This window comes from Actinomadura rugatobispora, assembly GCF_042656285.1.
GTDB classification, from domain to species: Bacteria; Actinomycetota; Actinomycetes; order Streptosporangiales; family Streptosporangiaceae; genus Spirillospora; species Spirillospora rugatobispora.
In genome coordinates, this window is record NZ_JBHSON010000032.1 from 68,651 (window position 1) to 86,863 (window position 18,213).

The window sequence follows — 18,213 nt, forward strand, 5'->3', positions numbered from 1 at the left end:
CGACCGGACTTCGCCACGGACCAGTTCGACCCATGGCCGGCACCGTCTGCTTCGACTCCGTGCCGGCGGCCTGCAACGATCTAACTCAGTGACGCGCCTAGCTGGTCGGCGGCCTGCAGCAGCACTGGCACATGCTCGGCGAGCTTGTCCTCTGTCAGGCGCACCGACGGTCCGGAGATGCTGACGGCGGCACGCGCGTTGCCGGCGGCATCGCGCACCGGAACGGCTAGGGCGTGCAATCCGATCTCGCTCTCGCCGAGGTTCATGGCATAACCCTGACTCCGGACGATCTCGAGCTCGTCCTCCAGCATGCGCCGGCTCTTTTTGGCCGCGGTCGTGCCTCCGCGGATCCGGCTGCTCGGGTAGCGCTCCCGTAGCTGCTCGCGGGTCAGCGCCGCGAGCAGAACCTTCCCGGCGGCGGACGGGTGCGCGGGCGCTCGATCACCAGTGCGTTCCGCGGCCCGGATGGCGAAGGTGCCCTCCACGCCGTCCAGGAACACAATCGTCGAGCCGTCCAGGATGATGAGGTGGATGGTCTCGCCCAGGTGCTGGCGGAGCCGCTCGAGCGTGGGTCGCGCAACGGCCCGCAGGTCGGTCGCGCCGATGACCGCCACGCCGATCTGGACGAGCTGCGGGCCCGCCGCGTAAACACGCGTGGGCTTCTGCTGCAGCAGTCCCTGGGACTGAAGCGTCGTCAACATGCGGTGGGCGCTGGATCGCGCGATGCCCAGTTCCACAGCGACCTCGGCCACCCGCAGGTCGCGCCTATCGCGAAGCATCAACAGAACACGTGCGGCGTTCTCGACCGACTCGATCGGATAGTTCGCCGGCGCCGACATGGGGCCCCCTGGTCGTGAAGAAGGAACGCCACGGACGCGGTGGCCGCACCAGAGTATCACGAGACGGCCGATTCGTTCCGCACTGCAGAACTTCGTCTGGCCGACCTGTCTATGGGGCAGACCTGACGGACGCTCGTGCCGACCTTTGAGGATATGCCTGAGGGGACGATCGGCTTCGGAATCTGACGCAGGCGCAGAGCGCTGTCCGGCCGGCGGAGACGGCCGTGGCGCCGAGCCCGTGGGTCTTTCGCGGCAGGACGACGCGGCCCGGCACCTGCGAAACGCGCGCAGGAAGTTCTGTTGCGAAGAACATAGACCGTAGGACAGAATATCGACAGAGCTCAGCCGTGGCGTACCGGCAATGCCGAGCCGCAGCGTTCTGAGGTTCAGCTCGCCAGCCCGACCGGCCCATCGCCGTAGCACCCAGCGCACCAGCAGGATCGATGGCGGAAGGACGCCAGTGGCATGAACAAGACCGCAAGCTCCGTCCGGCGGAAGGTCGCCGAACTCGGCCACGTCGGCCTTCGATGCTTCGACGTAGAGAAGCAACTCGAGTTCTACACCGAGGTCCTGGGACTGGTCGTCACCGATCGCGACCCCGCCCTCGGCAACTACTTCCTCTCCGCTCGTCCTGACGCCGAGCACCACGAACTCCTGCTGGCGAAGGGGCGTGACGTCGCTCCGGACGGCCTGCTTCTCCAGCAGATCTCCTTCCGCTGTGAGACCTTCGAGGACGTTGTCGGCCTGTACCGCCAGTTGAAGGAGTATGGGGCGACGTTCGACATGATCGTGTCTCACGGCAATGCCGTCGGGGTGTACTTCTTCGACCCGGAAGGCAACCGGGCCGAGGTCTACTGGCGGACAGGGCTCGTCGCGCGCCAGCCGTTCATCGAGAACATCGACATCGAGACCCCGGCAGACCAGCTGATGGACGCCATCCGTGCCTCGGTCGAGAAGTTCGGTGCGAGCGGCTTCACCGAGGAGAGCTACGTGCGTTGGACACGTGACCAGGCAGGCCAGATCGATGTCGTCACCACATTGGAGACAACCAAGTGAAGTTCGTCCGATTCTCCGGTCCTGACGACCGGATCCAGGTGGCAGTCGTTGTAAGGGACCGCTTCCGCGTCCTCGCCGGCGTCGAAGACCTGCTCCCGCTGATCGAGTCCGGCGAAAGCGCGCTCCTGGACGCAGGCCGCGCGGCCGAGAAGGCCGGTGAGGAGGTCGACCCGGCGGAGACGCAGATCCTCTCGCCGCTCGCAACCCCACCTACCTTCCGTGATTTCTATGCGTTCGAGCAGCACGTTCGCGCGGGCAGGGCCTGGCGCGGACTGGAGATGGACCCGACGTGGTACCAGATCCCCGTCTTCTACTTCTCGAACCCCTACGCCTTCCGGGCGGACGGTGACATTCCGATGCCCCCGGGAGCGTCGAAGTTCGACTTCGAACTGGAGGTGGCCGCCATCGTCGGCAAGGCTGGTTCGAATCTCACCGTCGAGGAGGCCGAGGACCACATCATCGGCTATTGCGTGCTGAACGACTGGAGCGGCCGTGACGTTCAGCATCGCGAGATGACGTTGTCACTGGGCCCGGTCAAGGGCAAGGACACCGCGACAGGCCTAGGCCCGTACCTGGTGACAAAGGACGAGCTCGCCCCGTACGCCACCGCCACCGGCTTCGACCGCGCCATGACCCTGACGGTCAACGGGCGTCTGTACGCCGAGGCGAACTGGTCCGATGTCCACTGGTCCTTCCCGCAGATGGTCGCGTACGCCGCACGCGGAACCGAGGTCCGGCCGGGGGATGTCATCGGCTCGGGCACGTGCGGCACAGGATGCATCCTCGAGCTGTCGCGGACGCACGGCGAGGAGAAGTACCCGTGGCTGAAGCCGGGTGACGAGGTGGTCGCGACCATCGAAGGACTCGGAAGCCTGCGCAACACGATCGTCGACGCCGACCCTGTGCATCCGCTGGACCGTCCCTAGTGGTGGCTCGGCTCGACCTGGCCGCGAGCGGGGGCTTGGAGGACGCGCAGTTGGAGCGCGAGGAGGATGTAGTGCCCCACCAAGGTGGTGAGCTCGAACAGCCGCGCGAGGCCGATGGTGCGGTGGAGCTCGTCGAATGTCAGGACCGGCAGGTCCCCGTCGTCCGCCCTGCGCACGGCGTCCGCCACAAGGGCCTCATGGGCGTTCAGAGAGCAATCGCCGACGCGGATGTCGAAGAGCTGCCCTCCGGTCAAGCCGACCGAACGGGCGATGGGCTCGTGAGCGAACCGCTCGAAGTCGGCGTCCCGCTGCGCCGCGACGGCCAGGATCGCATTCTCGCGCGCCCCGTCCGGCACTCCCGCTCGTAGTGCAGGGCGCACCAGCGGCCTGCAGCGCATGACCACGTTGGAGCGACTCCCAGGCAGCCTCGTCCCTCGACCGTCCGTGCCAGTCCCGCCTGCGAAGACCGGCGGCCGCCGACGATGGTTTCGTACAGGATCGAGCTCGGCTGGCAACAGCTTCGGCTAGTCGGCATAGGTCGCCGGCCCTTGGAGGTCGAGCGGAAGCGCAGCGCGTCGATGCGCTGCTCCGCCGATGCAACGGAGCACATGCTATTCCTCGCCAACCCTAGGAGTTTTCGTGCGTGTCACCGAGCCGGATGACGTCCTGATGGGCACCCCTGATGAGATGGAGGACGCGGCCAAGCAGCGCGCCGCTCTGCTCCGATCCATGCCCCTGACACGAATGCTGGACTACGGCATGGATCATTGGGACGCCACCGAGCTGACCGGCGCCCCGGCGTCCCAGGCCTGGGACGAGGCCGCGGCCCTGCTGGCCGACACCCAGCTCGAGCGGGCGCAAGCGGCCGCCGCGCGAGGCGACGTCGAAACCGCGGTCAGCTGCTACCGTCGGGCGACCGCAGCCCTGGTCTTCGCACAGATGGCCTACAACCACGACACTGCCGAGAAGCGTTCGCTGTACGAGCGACTCTCCCGCGCCTACCAGGACGCGGCCGAACTCGACACCGACCTGCGTGTCGAACGCCTAGCGGTGCCGTTCGGCACAAGCCACTGCAACGCCTGGCTCGTCCGCCCCAGGACGGAGGGTCCGGAACCCACGGTCGTCATCGTGGGAGGTCAGAGCGGATGGGGCCCGGCCTACCACCGCCAGGCCGAGGCGCTCGCCCGACGCGGAATGTCCACCGTGCTACTCGAGGCCCCCGGTCAGGGCGAGACGCGAATCGTCAACGGTCTTCATTTCGACAAGCACTCCGACGGTGCCTTCAGCGCAACGCTCGACCTCGTGCAGAAGCGCACCGGTTTCGATGGCCCGTTCGGCGTTTGGGGAAACAGCTTCGGAGGCCTGATGGCCGCGCGCGCCGCGGTTCACGACAGCCGCTTCGGTGCCTGCTGCGTCAACGGAGCGCCCGCACGACCGGTGCCGGCACCGTTCCGCACGGCCGGCGAGCAGTCGCGGGCGCTCCTGGGCGTCGGCAGCGACGAGGACGTCGCGACCATCTTTCGCACGCTCTGGCTCGACCCCTACGTCGACCGGATGTCAGCGGCCTTGCTGGTGCTGCATGGCGCCGACGACCCCCTGATCACGCTCGACCAGCAGAAGGCGTTCCTGGGGCTGTCGTCCCAGTCCTCGCTGCGCGTCTGGGACGACGGCGAGCACACCATCTACAACCATTCCGCCGAACGCACGGAGTTCGTCGGCGACTGGTTCCGTGCCCGGCTCAGTCGCAGCTGATTCAGACGCGACCGACGATCCTGCCCGGCATGGCAGGCCGAGCCACTGATGGCCACCGACAACGACATCAGCCACATCTCACGTGGTGAGGACAAGGCGCCGGCCGGGTCCGGTGGGCGCGGTCCAGCCCTGTTCGACCTTCGCCTGGGGCATTGGTAGTGGTTCGATGGTGAGGGCGCCGCTGGAGATCTGAGTGGCCAGGGCGGGGAGTTGGGCGAGGAACCCTGCGGTGGTGATCGATCCCTGCCCGCTGCCCATGATCTGCAGGTTCGCGGCTCGTAGCAGGTATGACGGAAGGTCGATGTCGGGGCCGGCGACGGAGCCGATCTGGATCCAGGTCAGGCGCCTGGCCCGGTCGGTGCCGGCTTTGGCCAGGGCGGGCATCGCCTGCTCGGCCGGACGCCCCCACAGGTAGTCGACGTCGAAGTCGGCTGCGGCCTTGCCGAGGCCGTGGGCGATGTCGGCGTCCTCTCCGTTCAAGGACACGACCTCGTCGGCGCCCAAGCCGGTGAACAGCCTCAGGCGGTCGGAGTCGCGGCCCGCGCCCAGGTGGCGGGCGGCTCGGTGCGGCGGGCGATTCGGCGGAGCCGCTGGCGTTCGGTGGCGACGGGCTTTGGCAGATGCGTCAGTTCGGGACAGGAAAGAGAGGGCAGGCAGGCGGCGCATCTACGTGTGGCGCAGGCAGGACCTCATCGACAGCGGCCGGCTTCCCGGCACCACTTCGCCGCCTGGCGCGTGGCCGGCGGCGATCTGGGCGATGATCGGGTCGTCCAAGGCCCACGTATGAGGCCGTTTCCGCTGAGATGGTCCGGGCCGCTGTCACGGCGTCGCCGACGGGTCGCGCGATGGTCTACCGAGCGTCAGTCGGATCAGCAGTGGGGCCAGGAAGGCCATCCCGAAGAGCCGAAGGCTCTGCACGCTTGAGATCAGGGGCAGGTTCGCATGTGTGGAGGTGGCCGTCGCCACCACCGCGTTGATCCCGCCGGGCGTCGTGGCCAGGTAGGTGTCAGCGAACGGTATGCGGGTGACGGCAGAGATGGCCCATGCCGACGCTCCACAGGCCGCACTGACGGTCACGCTGCCGACCAGGGCGAGCGGAAGGATCCGGCGCAGCCGCCACAGGGTCTGGCGGGAGAACCGCAGGCCGACATCGAGCCCGATCATCGTGAACAGCAGGGTCCGCAGCGTCCCGCTGGGGGCGAACCCGTGCACCGCGCCGGTCGCGGTGAGCGCTGCGGAGACCAGCATCGGGCCCATCATGGCCGGACTGGGCAGCCTCATTCGGGACCCCGCCATCAGGCCCGCCGATGCGACGATCGCGAGCGTGACCAGGCCGCCCGGCTGATCGTGACCGCTGACCAGATGCCAGGGACCGGCGGCGACCGAGGGGCCCGCGCCGTCCCGCGGCCGGGAAAGGACCCAGTTCAGCAGCAACGGCGTACTCGCCACGACCAGGCCCAACCTCAGGTACTGCATGAACGCCACCACGCGGCTGTCGGCGCCGAGATCTTCGGCGGAGGCCACCGCGGCGGCCGATCCTCCGGCGATCATGCCGAGGGTGGCGGTGGCCCGGTCCACACCGCTGAACCGGACCATGACCCAGGCGGCCCCTTGGCAGATGAGGAGCGTGGCCACGGTCACCACGATCAGAGGCGCGGCCGAACCGGCCACACCGCCCAGCGCGGACGTGCTCAGGTAGGTCCCCATCAGTACGCCCAGCAGCGACTGCGAACCACGGCTGAGCAGTGCCGGCGGACGTTGGCGCACCAGTCCCGTGGTCGCCGCCACCAGCCCGCCCAGCAACGGCACCAGCATGTGCGATGAGGGTATGGCCGACTCGCCCAGTTCCCCCGCCCCCACCATGACCGACAGAACCGCAGCCCAGGCCGGCGGTCCGAGGACCCGCCGCCATGCGCGACCGCCGAGACGTTGATGAAATCGCATGTCAAGAGGGTATGAAGGCCGGGTTAGCGGAAAACTAAACCGAGTAACCGTGTCGCAAACGCAGGGCGCGGAAGCGTAAATCGGGCCGATGAGGTCCTCAAGGGCGCCGGTACGTTTTCGCCGCCGAACTCGGTCGGCCCGGACGCGGTGGTCTGCCACCTTTAGGGCCGAACCGACCCGCCTTCCCGGCCCCTGGTGCTGTCACTGGTCTGAACTCGTTTGGCGCCGCAACCGAAGGGCCTTGGAGGCGAAGGGCAGGAGGGACAAAGCCACGATCACCGCTATGGCGGGCAGCAGGTAGTGGTCGATGTTCGGGACCGTGGAACCCAGGAGGTAGCCGGCGACCACCAGCCCCGTAGTCCAGATCAGGCCGCCTGCGATCTGCCAGATCGCGAACGTCCGGGCGGGCACTCCGACCGCCCCGGCGAGGGGGTTGAGGACGGTGCGGATGACCGGCACGAATCGCGCCAGAACGATGGCTTTGCCGTGGCCGTAGCGGGCGAGGATCTCTTCAGCTCGTACCGCGCCGCGCAGCAGGTGATCGTTCCGGGTGCGGGCGAGCAGGGCCGCGCCGCCACGGCGCCCCAGGAGGAAGCCGCACTGGGCTCCCACCAGTGCCCCGATGGCCGAGGCCAGCAGGACCCAGGGCAGCGAGAGCCGGTCGGCCCCGTGCACCGTGCACAGCAGGCCCGCGGTGAACAGCAGCGAGTCGCCTGGCAGGAAGAAGCCCACCAGGAGCCCGGTTTCGGCGAACAGCACCGCGGCGATTCCGACCGTGCCGAAGGTGGCCAGTAGCGAGCCGGCGTCCAGCGGGTTCACGGCTGCGAGCACGGACATGGACGGCTCCTCGGGTCAGCGGTCGGTGTCGGCGGGCGGGTCAGGGTTCATGGCTGGGGCCACCGGGAGTGCACCGGAAGTCCGGGAAGGCGCCGCAGGCCCGTCGGCGAGGAGCAGCGACCAATGTGCCGGCCCCCTTTGGCGCAGAGCGCGATCCGGGGCCGGCTGCTGAGGACCAGAACGGTGACCGCCGACGGCGCCCCGGCGCGGGGCCCGCACAACTCCCGGTTCACCTTCCTTCCAGCGATGGTCTTGACCTTGGGTTCTCCGGAAGGCTATGGACGAATGCCTTAACGCCGGCTAAGCGAAGGTAAGCATGAGGTTTACCTACGGTTCGATCTCGTAGCGGTAGCCGCGGCCGCGCAGCGTGGTGATGCGGCGGGGGTTGTCACCGTGCTGGGCGAGTTTCCGGCGCAGTGCCGAGACGTGCACGTCGAGGGTCTTGGTGGGGCCGAACCAGTTGATGTCCCAGACTTCGTCGATCAGGTCTTCGCGCGTCACGACCTGTCCGGCGCGGCCGGCCAGGTAGGCGAGCAGATCGAACTCTTTGGGACGCAGGGAGATTTCGGTGTCGGCGATCGTCGCGCGCCGGGCGGCCAGGTCCAAGCGCAGGCGGCCGACCGTCAGGTAGCGGTCTTCATCGGGCTGGGCGGCGCTGCGCCGCAGGTGGGCGCGCAGCCGGGCCATCAGTTCGGTGAGCCGGAAGGGTTTGGTGAGGTAGTCGTCGGCGCCCGCGTCCAGCGCGACGATCACTTCGAACTCCCGGGTGCGTGCGGTCAGGACGACGATCACCGTCTCGCGGGAGATCGAGCGCAGGCGTCGGCACAGCACCACGCCGTCCATGTCGGGCAGGCCGAGGTCGAGCAGGACCAGGTCGGGTGCTCTCTCCTGCACGTACTCCAGGGCCTGGGCTCCGGTGGTAGCCCATTCCGATTGGTAGCCCTGCCCGGTCAACGCCTCGACGAGCTCCTCCCCGATGGTCGGGTCGTCCTCGATGACCAGCACGAATGCCGTCAGCATGCCCTCGATCGTAGACGGCACCGGGTCAACGCCGGGTTCGGTGCGAAGGCGGTGGAAGGCTGGGGAGATGGAGTCCACGCCCCTGAGGCGGCGGTTGCTCGTGGCGATCGCGGGCATCGCCGCCGTGACGATCATGTTGTTCGCCTTGCCGCTGGGCGTCGCCGTGCAGCGGCTCTACCGCAACGAGGCGGTCACCGAGTTGGAGCGCGACGCGACCGTGGTCGCAGCGGCGACGCCCGATGACGTGCTGAGCCGGCCCCGTTCCGTGCGGCCGCCCGCAGGGCTGCGATCGGGACTGGATGTGGGGGTCTACCGCACGGGCGGGCAGCGGCTGGCCGGAAGCGGCCCGGTGGGCTCAGCGCTGGCCACTCACGCCGCCGACGGCCGGCTGCATGAAGCCGTCGAGGGCGTGGACCTGGCGGTGGTGGCACCGGTCCCCTCCGACCAAGGGGTGGCGCTGGCCGTGCGGGTGAGCATGCCCGTCGACAAGGTCCACGACCGCGTCGAACGCGCCTGGCTGACCATGGCCGGCCTGGCCGTTGCGGTGCTGGCCCTGGCGGTGGGGCTGGCACGACGCCAGGCCAGCCGGCTCGCCACTCCACTGGAGCGTCTCACCCAGGCGGCGCAGGCGCTCGGCGAGGGCGATTTCAGCGTCCGGACCCGGCATTCGGGGATCCGGGAGGCCGACACGGCCGGCGTGGCGCTGGAGGCGACCGGGCGGCGGCTCGGGCAGATGCTCGACCGGGAACGGGCGTTCAGCGCCGACGTCTCACACCAGTTGCGGACGCCGCTGACGGGTTTGCTGCTGGGGCTGGAGGGCGCCCTGCAGCGGCCCGGCGCGGACCACTCGGCCGCCCTGCGCACCGCGCTGGAGCGCGGCCGGCGCCTGGAGGAGATCATCGACGATCTGCTGCTGCTGGCCCGCGACGCCGGTCCCGAGCGCGGCCCTCTCGATGTCGCGGGATTGCTGGCCGACCTTGAGGCGCAATGGCACGGACGCTTGGCGGCCGAGGGGCGTCCGCTGACGGTCGAGGCCGAGGAGCCGCTACCGGAGGTCGCGGCCGCCGCGTCGGCGGTCCAGCACATCCTGGAGGTGCTGGTGGACAACGCCACCCGGCACGGCCGAGGCCGGATCACCGTGCTGGCCTCCGACATCGGCGGGGCCCTGGCCATCGACGTCACCGACGAGGGCACCGGCCCCCTCGACGCCGAGTCGGTCTTCGAACGGCGCTCCGCCGGAGGCGAAGGGCACGGCATCGGCCTCGCCCTGGCCAGGTCGCTGGCCGAGGCCGAGGGAGGACGGCTGGTACTGCGCGGCTCGGCGCCCACCACCTTCACCCTGCTGCTGCCCGGCTCCGCGAGCGAGGCGTACACATGATCCCGGTGCCAGGCGGGTGATGCGTGGCCGACTGTCCAGGCCGAGTGCCGGGTGGGCCCACTCGATCGCGAGGGTGCGGGTGAACTTGTGGCGGGCTCCCAGACAAATGGACGAGACAGGAAGGAGGTAAGCGGGGCGGTAACCCGCCACTAATCCATCGCTCACCAGGGGCTTTCTACGGTGGGCATTCACTGGCGCCTAAGGAGAGCAGGAGGCAGGCGCATGAATGTCCTCCCCTACACCCTGGCGGTTGTCGGGGCACTCACCCTCAGTGGGGCCGTCGTCGGCGGGTGTGGGTCGTCGCCCCAGTCCGCGCCGTCCGGGGGCGGGGCCGCGCCACCGTCGGCCTCGTCCGGGTCGCGTCCGGGACCGGTGCCGACCGAGTCCAACCCGCCGGGCGACATCCCCGACAACACCCAGTTCGTGGCCTACCGGGCGCACGGTTACCAGGTGAAGGTTCCCGAGGGGTGGGCCCGGTCGGATCTGCCGACGGGGGCGAGCCTGACCGACAAGCTCAACACCATCCGCGTCGAGGTGGTTCCGGCGCGCACCGCCCCCACGATCGCCTCGACCCGCGCCACAGAGGTGCCCGCGCTCCAGTCCACGACGGCCAAGTTCGCCTTGCGCGGCGTGGAGATGATCTCGCGGGGCGGCGGCCAGGCCGTCCGGATCGTCTACGACGCCGACAGCCCGGCCGATCCCGTCACCGGCAAGGTCGTCCGCGACCGGTTCGAGCGGTATGAGTTCTACCGGGCCGGGCACGAGGCCGTCCTGACGCTGGGCGGGCCGGTGGGAGCCGACAACGTCGACCCCTGGCACACCGTGTCGGACTCGTTCCGGTGGCTGCCATGACTCCAGTGGCCGCCACGGTCCTGGAGGCCGACGAGCTCTACCGCTTCTACCGGGCCGCCGAGGGCGAGGAGACGATCGCCCTGCGCGGCGTCTCCCTGACGCTGGAGGCCGGAGGGTTCATCGCCGTCACCGGCCCCTCGGGCTCCGGCAAGTCCACCCTGATGTCGTGCCTGGCGGGGCTGGACGAGCCCGACGGTGGCACGGTCCGGCTCGACGGCACCCCGATCAGCCACCGGCCCGAACGGGAACGGGCGCGACTGCGCGCACGCCTGGTCGGGGTCGTGACGCAGACCGGGAACCTCATCGACCACCTCACCGTCCGGCGCAACATCGACCTGGCCCAGCGCATCGGCGCCAGGCCCGACCGGGCCTGGCGCGAGGAACTGCTGAGAGAGCTGGGGCTGACGGCCCGGGGCGGGGCCGAGCCCGCCGCGCTGTCGGGTGGGGAGGCCGCCCGCGCCGCGCTGGCCGTCGCGCTGGCCACCCGTCCCCCGGTGGTGCTGGCCGACGAGCCCACAGGGGAACTGGACGCGCACACCGAGAGCGAGGTCCTGGCCCTGCTGAGCGGCTTGGCCGAGTCGGGCGTCGGCGTGGTCGTCGCCTCCCACAGCCCGGCCGTGGCCCTGGCCGCCGACCGCACCGTCCACCTGCGCGATGGCCGGATCATGACCTCCGGGGAGCCGCGGCGATGACGCACCTGGCGGGAAGGCAGCCGGTCGAAACGCCCTTGGTGGAGTTGCGCCAGGTCGCCCGAACGTTCGGGCGCGGGCGGGCCGCCATGGTCGCCCTCCACGAGGTCGGCTGCACGGTCCTGCAGGGCGACCGGATCGCGATCACCGGGCCCTCCGGATCGGGCAAGACCACCCTGCTGCATCTGATCGCCGGCCTCGACAAGCCGACCGCGGGCGAGGTCCGCTGGCCCGAGTTCGGCGGGAACCCCCTCGACCATCCAGGCGAGGTGGGCCTGGTGTTCCAAGGGGCGAGCCTGCTGCCCGCGCTGGACGTGCTGGAGAACGTCGCGCTCCCCCTGCTGCTGGCCGACCGCCCCTACGGCGAGGCCGTCACGCGGGCCCGCGCCGCACTGGAGCAGGCGGAGATCGCCGAGCTGGCCCAGCGGCTCCCCGAGGAGCTGTCGGGCGGCCAGGCGCAGCGCGTCGCCGTGGCCCGGGCGCTGGCGCCCGCACCGCGGCTGATCGCCGCCGACGAACCGACCGGGCGGCTGGACACCCGCCACGCCCTGGCCGTGGTCGACCTGCTCGTCCGCGCCGCCGGCGAACTCGGCGCCACCCTGCTGCTGGCCACCCACGACCCCCGGATGGCCGAGCGCCTCGACCGGTGCTGGGAGATGCGGGACGGCACCCTGAACGAGGTGACAGCATGATCACCCTGCTCTGGTCGCGCGGGCTCGTGGCGCGCCGTACCGCCAGGCTCGCGGCGACCGCGGCCGCCATCGCCGCGGCGGTCGCGCTGCTGGCGTCCCTCGGCACGTTCCTGGCAGCGGCCAAGTCGACCATGACGCACCGCTCCATCGACCGGGTCCCGGTGGACTGGCAGGTGCAGGGCGACCCGGGCATCGCCGGGACGCTGCGCACCGACCCGCGCGTCAAGCAGTGGCAGCGGGTCGACTTCGCCGCCACCCCCGGGTTCCAGGTGCGGGCCTCCGGCCAGACCCTGACCACAGGCGCCGGGCAGGTGCTCGGGCTGCCCTCCGGCTACGCCGCCACCTTCCCCGGCGAGCTGCGGCCCCTGCTGGGCGCGGGCGGGACCGACGGCGTCCTGCTGGCGCAGCAGACCGCGGCCAACCTGCACGCCGCCCCCGGCTCCAGCGTGACCGTCCACCGGGCGGGCCGGCCCGACGCCAAGGTCACCGTGGCGGGTGTGGTCGACCTCCCGGCCGCCGACTCGCTGTTCCAGACGGTCGGCGCCCCGCCCGGCGCCCAGCCCTCGGCTCCCCCCGACAACGTGCTGCTGCTGCCGTCGGCCCAATGGCACCGGCTGTTCAACCCGGTCGCGGCAGCCCGGCCCGACCAGGTCCGCACCCAGTTCCACGTACGGCTGGACCACCGCCTGCCCGCCGACCCCGCCGCCGCCTACAGCTCCGTCACCGGTCACGCCCGCAATCTGGAGGTTCGCCTCGCGGGCGTCGGCCGGGTGGGCGACAACCTCGGCGCCGCTCTGGGCGCGGCACGCGAGGACGCCCTCTACGCCCAGGCGCTCTTCCTCTTCCTGGGCGCGCCGGGAGCCATCCTCGCCGGACTGATCACCGCCTTCGTCAGCGCGTCCGGCGCCCCCCGCCGCCGCGCCGAACAGGCCCTGCTGCGCACCCGCGGCGCGACGCTGCGCCACCTGCTCACCCTGGCCGGCGCCGAAGCCGCCATCGTCGGCGCCGCCGGGGCCCTGGCCGGGCTCGGGCTCGCCGCGCTCACCGGCTGGATCACCTTCGGCACGGCGGGCTTCGGCGCCGCCCCGACGGCCACCGCCCTGTGGTGGGGCGGCGCCGCCGCGACAGGGCTGGCCATCGCCGCCGCCGCGGTCCTGGCCCCGGCCGCCCGCGACGCCCGGCAGCTCACCGTCACCACCGCGAGCCGCGCCGTCGGGCCCGCCCGCAGCGCGCCCCTGTGGATGCGCTGGTGGCTGGACGCCTGGTTCGCCCTCGCCGCGGCCTTGGTGTTCTGGGCCGCCGGCAGGAACGGGTACAAGATCGTGCTGGTACCCGAAGGACTGCCCACCCTCTCGGTCAGCTACTGGGCCTTCGCCGCCCCCGCCCTGGCCTGGATCGCCGCCGGGCTGCTGTGCCTGCGGCTCACCCACGCCCTGCTGGGACGCGGACGGCCCCTCGTCCGCCGCCTCGCCCGGCCGTTCGCCGGAAGCCTGTCCGACACCGTCGCCGCCTCCCTGTCGCGGCAGCGCGGGCCGATCGCCCGCACCGTGGCGCTGGCCGCGCTCACCATGATGTTCGCCGTCTCCACCTCGGTCTTCGCCGCCACCTACCGCACCCAGGCGTCCGTGGACGCCCAGCTCACCAACGGCGCCGACGTGACCGTCACCGAATCCCCCGGCGCCTACGTACCGCCCTCCGAGCAGCACCGGATCGCCGCCGTGCCCGGCGCCTCACGCGTGGAGCCGCTCCAGCACCGCTTCGCCTACGTGGGCGCCGACCTGCAGGACCTGTACGGGATTCACCCGTCGAGCATGCGCACGGCCGTCAACCTGCCCGACGCCTACTTCAGCGGCGGCACCGCCCGCTCGCTGCTCGCAAGGCTCGCCAGGACACCCGACGCGGTCCTGGTCAGCCAGGAAACCGTCCACGACTTCCAACTGCACCCAGGAGACCTGCTCCGCCTGCGCCTCCAGAACGGCCGCACCAAGCAGTACCGCACGGTCGCCTTCCACTACGCGGGCATCGTCAAGGAGTTCCCCACCGCCCCCCGCGACAGCTTCATCGTCGCCAACGCCGACTACATCGCCTCCCAGACCGGCAGCGACACCGTGGGCTCGTTCCTGGTCTCCACCCCCGGGCACTCCCCGGGCCAGGTCGCGTCGGCACTGCGGAAGAATCTGGGCCCAGGGGCACAGGTGACCGACATCAACTCCGCCCGGCACGTGGTGGGCACCAGCCTGACCGCCGTGGACCTGAACGGCCTGACCCGCATCGAACTCGGCTACGCCCTGGCCCTCACCATCGCCTCGACCGGGCTGCTGCTCGGCCTCGGCTTCACCGAGCGCCGCCGCACCTTCGCCCTGATCCGGGCCCTCGGCGCCCGGCCCCGACAGCTCGGAGCCTTCGTCTGGCCCGAGATCACCGCCCTCGCCCTCGGCGCCGCCGCCCTCGGCGCCTCATTCGGATGGCTCCTGTCCACCATGCTGATCAAGCTGCTGACCGGGGTGTTCGACCCGCCACCCGCCGCCCCCGCCATCCCCTGGGGCTACCTGACCGCCCTCGGGGCCCTGGCCCTGGCCGCGCTGATCGGCGCCGGAGCCCTCACCCTGCACGCCGCCCGCCGCCTCTCCTCCACCGAGGACCTGCGAAGGTACTCCTGAATCACGCGAGCAGATCGGCAAGCGTGCTGATCTTCGACCAGCAACCCGAACCGCTCGTTCAACAGCTCGACGACGCCAGCCGCCAGGCAACGGTGTTGTCTCCCGCCGTGGGGCGCCGTCCAAGGCGGCGGCGTAGGCCCTCCACGATCCGCCGGGCCGGATCCCCTTCGTCCTCGGCCCCGCCCCGCCCCGCGCTCCGGGTGAACACAGGAGGTCGGCGAAGGGGCGGGGAACGGTGTGGCCGGGTCGCCGAGACCCAAGCCAACGTGGCCGTCAACACCGTTGTACGCCGGGCTCAGATCCGTGCGGGAACTCCGCCGTGGTCGATGATTCTGCCTTCGTCGAGCAGGTGCACCGTGTCGGTATGGGCGCGGATCAGGTGAGTCTCGTGGCTGACCACGACCAGTGCCATTTCACGTTCGGTGCGCAGCCGGTCCAGCATGGCCATGATGTCCGCGGTGGTGCCGGGGTCCAAGGCCGAGGTGATCTCGTCACAGAGCAGGAAGTCGGGGTCCGCCGCCAAGGCACGGGCTATGGAGATGCGCTGCCGCTGACCTCCGGAGAGTTCGGCGGGGTAACGGCCCGTGAGATCGGCCGGTAGGCCGACCTCTTCCAGGAGTTCAATGATTCGTGCGTCGAGTTCCTCCTTGCTCAGCTTGCTCAGCCGGAGGAGAGGCCGGCGGAGGGCCGCCCCCACCGTTCGCATGGGGTTCAGTGCGTCGAGCGGATTCTGTGGCACGAGCTGTATGCGTCGCTGTGCCTCATGCGGGCGGCGGCGGGCGCGGGGTGCGAGGGGCGCGCCATCGAGGGTGAGGAAGCCCGTCGAAGGGGGTTGCAGGCCGGCCAGGACTCTCAGCAGAGTGGTCTTGCCCGAGCCGGACGGGCCGACCAGGCCGACGGCCGAGCCCGGCGGCGCGGTGATGTCCACGGCTTCGAGGGCCCGTTGGGTGGTCGATCCGTTGGGGAAGGTGACACTGATTCCCTGCGCCACCAGTCCCGGCCTCGTCGGCTCCACGGACACGCGCGGCGGCGGGGCGGACCGCGGCCTTGGGGCCTTGCCCTTGGCCGCAGGAGTGGTGAGGCCGATGGTGGTGTCGGCGCAGGCGTGCACCAGTTCGGGGTCGTGGCAGGCCATCACGATGGCCAGATTCCGTTTGGCCGCGAGGTTGCGCAGCAGGTCGGCGATGTCGTCCCGGAGGGCGCGGTCGAGTCCGGCGGTGGGCTCATCCAGGAGCAGGATCTGGGGTTTGCGGGCGAGCGCGCGGGCGAGGGCGACACGGCGTTGCTGGCCACCGGACACGGCGGTGGGGCGCCGGTCGGGCAGGCCGTCACCACAGGGCAGGCGGCATTCCTCCAGCAGGCCCTCGATCGCCTCGCGGCTCCTGTCGACCGCGGTCTCGGCGATGAGGCGGCCGATCTTCATGCGGGGATTGAGGGCCGATCCCGGGTCCTGGCCGACATAGCCGATGCGGGTACGGCGCAGTTCCCGCAGTGCCCGGGGTGGCAGGGCCAGGATGTCCTGGCCCAGCACGTCAAGGGTGCCACCGGTGACCTGGGCACCGGCGGGCAGGTGGCCGAGGAACGCGCGCAGCAGTGTGGTCTTGCCCGAGCCGGAGGCACCGGTGAGGGCGGTGATCTGCCCGGCGTGCACGGTCAGGCTCGTCTTGGGCAGCAGAATCGGCCCGCTGGGAAGGGACACCTCGAGGCCGGTGCAGGTCAGCAGCGCGGTGGTGGAGGTCATGGGCGTACCGCCCCCTGTCGTCGGGCGAGGGAACCGGAGGCGAGATTGACGCTGATGGCCAGGACGGCGATGGCCACGCTCGGTGCGAGGACGGCCCACGGGTTGAGCAGGATGCCGCCGGCGTTCTCGCGGATCATCAGGGCCCAGTCCGCCGCCGGGGGCTGCGGCCCGATCTGCAGGAAGCCGGCCATCGAGATGATGTAGACGGCTTCGACGAAGCGCAGCCCGAACAGTGCCAGGAGCGTGGAGCGCAGGTTCGGGAGCAGTTCGCGCGCCGTCACGTAGGTGAGTCTCTCCCCGCTGGCGATGGCGGCCTCGATGTACCCGGCCGTCACCAGCGGCGCCGCCGCGCCGGCGACGACGCGGGTGGTGTAGGGGACGCCCAGGACGATGGTGGCGAGGATGACCGCGAACCGCCCGCCGCCGGGCCAGGCGAGGGCTATCAGCATGATGCCCAGGACGGGCGGCAGGAGGACGGCGATGTCGGCGGCGCGTTCGACGAACCGTCCCGCGACGGGGCTCAGAGCGGCCAGGCAGCCGAGCCACACGGCGACAGTGGTGACGATCACGGCGACGGTCAGGGCGCTGCCGATGAGGGCGACGCCGCCGCTCATCAGGCGGCTGAGGACGTCGCGTCCCAGTTGGTCCCCGCCGAGCAGGGCGTCCCCGCCGGGTGGCGCGAAGGGGATGGCGACCGGGGTGTCGATGGGGTGGGGGGCCAGGAAGGGCCCGGCCAGGGCCGCCAGGATCAGGAGCAGGCCGGGGGCGATCCGCCGGAGGGCACGGGCTTGCGGCCGCCTGCGGGACGCCGCCGCGGAGGTCACGGGCGCCGTCCCAGGACGCGGGCGCGGATGAGGTCGGAGCCGAGGAGCACCATGCTGATCGCGGCGCCGGCGCAGGTGACGACCCCGGCGATGAGCGAGGTGTCGCGGTCGGCGACGGCACCGGCCAGGAGGTTGCCGATACCGGGGTAGTTGAACAGCGCCTCCACCACCACGGCGCCGCCCAGCAGCATGCCGGTGGAGGTCGCGACGCCGGCGGCGATGGCGGGGACCGCGCCCGGCAGGGCGTGGCGGAGCACCACTCTGCGGGTGGGCAGACCGTCCAGGCGGGCGGCTTCGACGTGCGGTGCCGCGTCCTGGTCGGCGAGTGCGCCGCGCACGATCCGGGTGTTCCAGCCCGTCTGCGGTATGGCCAGCGCCAGCACCGGCATGATCAGCATCGTCCACGAGGCGGGGGCGCCGTCGGCGCCGGTGACGGTGACGGCGGGCAGCCAGCCGGTCCACAGCGACAGCAGCAACAGCAGGGCGACCGCGACCACGAACTCGGGCAGCGCGAACGCCGAGGTGGCGGTGTGCCCGATGATCCGGTCGGTCAGGCGGCCGGGGCGGGCGGCGGCCCAGCAACCCAGGGCCAGCGAGGCGGCCACGGTCAGGACGAACGCGCTCAGACCGAGGAGCAGGGTGTTGGGAAACGGGTCGGCCAGCATGCCGGTGACGGGCTGCCCGTGGGCCGAGGTACCCAGGTCGCCGGTGGGAAGCGCCGTCATCCAGTCCCAGAAGCGCTCCCACACCGGGCGGTCCAGGCCCAGCAGGTGCCGTCGGGCCTGCAGGTCAGCGGCGCTCTCTCCGCGTTCGGCGGTCGCGGTGGCGGCGTCGCCCGGCAGTAGTTCCACGGCGCCGAACACCAGGGCGAGCAGCACGGCGAGCATCAACGCACGGCGCGCGAGCGCACCGGCCACGGCCACGGCCGCCGCCGCGGCCCGCCCGCGCACGGTGAGCGCTCCCTTCTCGGCGGTCACCGTACGCTCTGTGACTTTGTGGTCCT

17 protein-coding genes are annotated in these 18,213 nt (G+C 71.2%); 8 read left to right on the forward strand and 9 right to left on the reverse strand.

Annotation, left to right across the window (positions count from 1 at the left end):
* Positions 1-80: 80 nt before the first annotated feature.
* Positions 81-839: an IclR family transcriptional regulator gene (locus tag ACFPZN_RS22985; RefSeq protein ID WP_378284153.1), complete on the reverse strand. Its 759-nt coding sequence runs from the start codon at positions 837-839 to the stop codon at positions 81-83.
* Between the two features lie 465 nt (positions 840-1,304).
* Between ACFPZN_RS22985 and ACFPZN_RS22990 the strand changes: the two genes are divergently transcribed.
* Both ACFPZN_RS22990 and ACFPZN_RS22995 read left to right on the forward strand, forming a co-directional pair.
* Positions 1,305-1,895, forward strand: coding sequence for a VOC family protein (locus ACFPZN_RS22990; RefSeq protein ID WP_378284154.1), 591 nt, complete (start codon positions 1,305-1,307; stop codon positions 1,893-1,895).
* The gene (locus ACFPZN_RS22995) at positions 1,892-2,821 is read left to right on the forward strand and encodes a fumarylacetoacetate hydrolase family protein (RefSeq protein ID WP_378284155.1); all 930 of its coding nucleotides are present in this window, start codon (positions 1,892-1,894) and stop codon (positions 2,819-2,821) included. Before ACFPZN_RS22990 ends, ACFPZN_RS22995 begins: the two co-directional genes overlap by 4 nt.
* Here ACFPZN_RS22995 and ACFPZN_RS23000 read toward each other — a convergent pair.
* Positions 2,818-3,177, reverse strand: a complete 360-nt coding sequence (locus ACFPZN_RS23000; RefSeq protein WP_378284156.1) for a hypothetical protein — start codon at positions 3,175-3,177, stop codon at positions 2,818-2,820. The genes ACFPZN_RS22995 and ACFPZN_RS23000 overlap by 4 nt on opposite strands.
* 283 nt (positions 3,178-3,460) lie before the next feature.
* On the opposite strand from ACFPZN_RS23000, the gene ACFPZN_RS23005 reads away from it, so the two are divergent.
* Positions 3,461-4,573 carry an alpha/beta hydrolase family protein gene (locus ACFPZN_RS23005; protein WP_378284157.1) on the forward strand — a complete coding sequence of 371 codons (1,113 nt, stop codon included), beginning with the start codon at positions 3,461-3,463 and terminating at the stop codon, positions 4,571-4,573.
* Positions 4,574-4,651: 78 nt separating this feature from the next.
* On the opposite strand, the gene ACFPZN_RS23010 is transcribed toward ACFPZN_RS23005, so the two are convergent.
* The 4 genes from ACFPZN_RS23010 to ACFPZN_RS23025 form a co-directional block, all read right to left on the reverse strand.
* On the reverse strand, positions 4,652-5,053 hold the full coding sequence (locus tag ACFPZN_RS23010) for a hypothetical protein (protein ID WP_378284158.1): 402 nt from the start codon (positions 5,051-5,053) through the stop codon (positions 4,652-4,654).
* 339 nt (positions 5,054-5,392) lie between these two features.
* Entirely contained in the window at positions 5,393-6,517 is a 1,125-nt protein-coding gene (locus tag ACFPZN_RS23015; RefSeq protein ID WP_378284189.1) for an AbrB family transcriptional regulator, read from the reverse strand.
* A gap of 201 nt (positions 6,518-6,718) precedes the next feature.
* Positions 6,719-7,354, reverse strand: coding sequence for a DedA family protein (locus ACFPZN_RS23020; protein WP_378284159.1), 636 nt, complete (start codon positions 7,352-7,354; stop codon positions 6,719-6,721).
* A gap of 327 nt (positions 7,355-7,681) precedes the next feature.
* Entirely contained in the window at positions 7,682-8,374 is a 693-nt protein-coding gene (locus tag ACFPZN_RS23025) for a response regulator transcription factor (protein ID WP_378284160.1), read from the reverse strand.
* A gap of 67 nt (positions 8,375-8,441) precedes the next feature.
* Here ACFPZN_RS23025 and ACFPZN_RS23030 point away from each other — a divergent pair, with 67 nt between their 5' ends.
* From ACFPZN_RS23030 to ACFPZN_RS23050, 5 genes are all read left to right on the forward strand, one after another.
* Positions 8,442-9,752 carry a HAMP domain-containing sensor histidine kinase gene (locus tag ACFPZN_RS23030; RefSeq protein WP_378284161.1) on the forward strand — a complete coding sequence of 437 codons (1,311 nt, stop codon included), beginning with the start codon at positions 8,442-8,444 and terminating at the stop codon, positions 9,750-9,752.
* A 372-nt stretch (positions 9,753-10,124) separates the two neighbouring features.
* On the forward strand, positions 10,125-10,604 hold the full coding sequence (locus ACFPZN_RS23035) for a hypothetical protein (protein ID WP_378284162.1): 480 nt from the start codon (positions 10,125-10,127) through the stop codon (positions 10,602-10,604).
* On the forward strand, positions 10,601-11,296 hold the full coding sequence (locus tag ACFPZN_RS23040; protein ID WP_378284163.1) for an ABC transporter ATP-binding protein: 696 nt from the start codon (positions 10,601-10,603) through the stop codon (positions 11,294-11,296). Before ACFPZN_RS23035 ends, ACFPZN_RS23040 begins: the two co-directional genes overlap by 4 nt.
* The gene (locus ACFPZN_RS23045) at positions 11,293-11,985 is read left to right on the forward strand and encodes an ABC transporter ATP-binding protein (RefSeq protein ID WP_378284164.1); all 693 of its coding nucleotides are present in this window, start codon (positions 11,293-11,295) and stop codon (positions 11,983-11,985) included. Before ACFPZN_RS23040 ends, ACFPZN_RS23045 begins: the two co-directional genes overlap by 4 nt.
* Positions 11,982-14,645, forward strand: a complete 2,664-nt coding sequence (locus tag ACFPZN_RS23050) for an FtsX-like permease family protein (RefSeq protein ID WP_378284165.1) — start codon at positions 11,982-11,984, stop codon at positions 14,643-14,645. Before ACFPZN_RS23045 ends, ACFPZN_RS23050 begins: the two co-directional genes overlap by 4 nt.
* A gap of 295 nt (positions 14,646-14,940) precedes the next feature.
* Here the strand turns inward: ACFPZN_RS23050 and ACFPZN_RS23055 are convergent, their stop codons facing one another.
* The 3 genes from ACFPZN_RS23055 to ACFPZN_RS23065 are packed head-to-tail and all read right to left on the reverse strand — an operon-like array spanning position 14,941 to position 18,187.
* Positions 14,941-16,386, reverse strand: coding sequence for an ABC transporter ATP-binding protein (locus ACFPZN_RS23055; RefSeq protein WP_378284166.1), 1,446 nt, complete (start codon positions 16,384-16,386; stop codon positions 14,941-14,943).
* On the reverse strand, positions 16,383-17,210 hold the full coding sequence (locus ACFPZN_RS23060) for an ABC transporter permease (RefSeq protein WP_378284167.1): 828 nt from the start codon (positions 17,208-17,210) through the stop codon (positions 16,383-16,385). The genes ACFPZN_RS23055 and ACFPZN_RS23060 overlap by 4 nt, the downstream gene beginning before the upstream one ends.
* Positions 17,207-18,187: an ABC transporter permease gene (locus ACFPZN_RS23065; RefSeq protein WP_378284168.1), complete on the reverse strand. Its 981-nt coding sequence runs from the start codon at positions 18,185-18,187 to the stop codon at positions 17,207-17,209. Before ACFPZN_RS23065 ends, ACFPZN_RS23060 begins: the two co-directional genes overlap by 4 nt.
* Positions 18,188-18,213 lie beyond the last annotated feature (26 nt).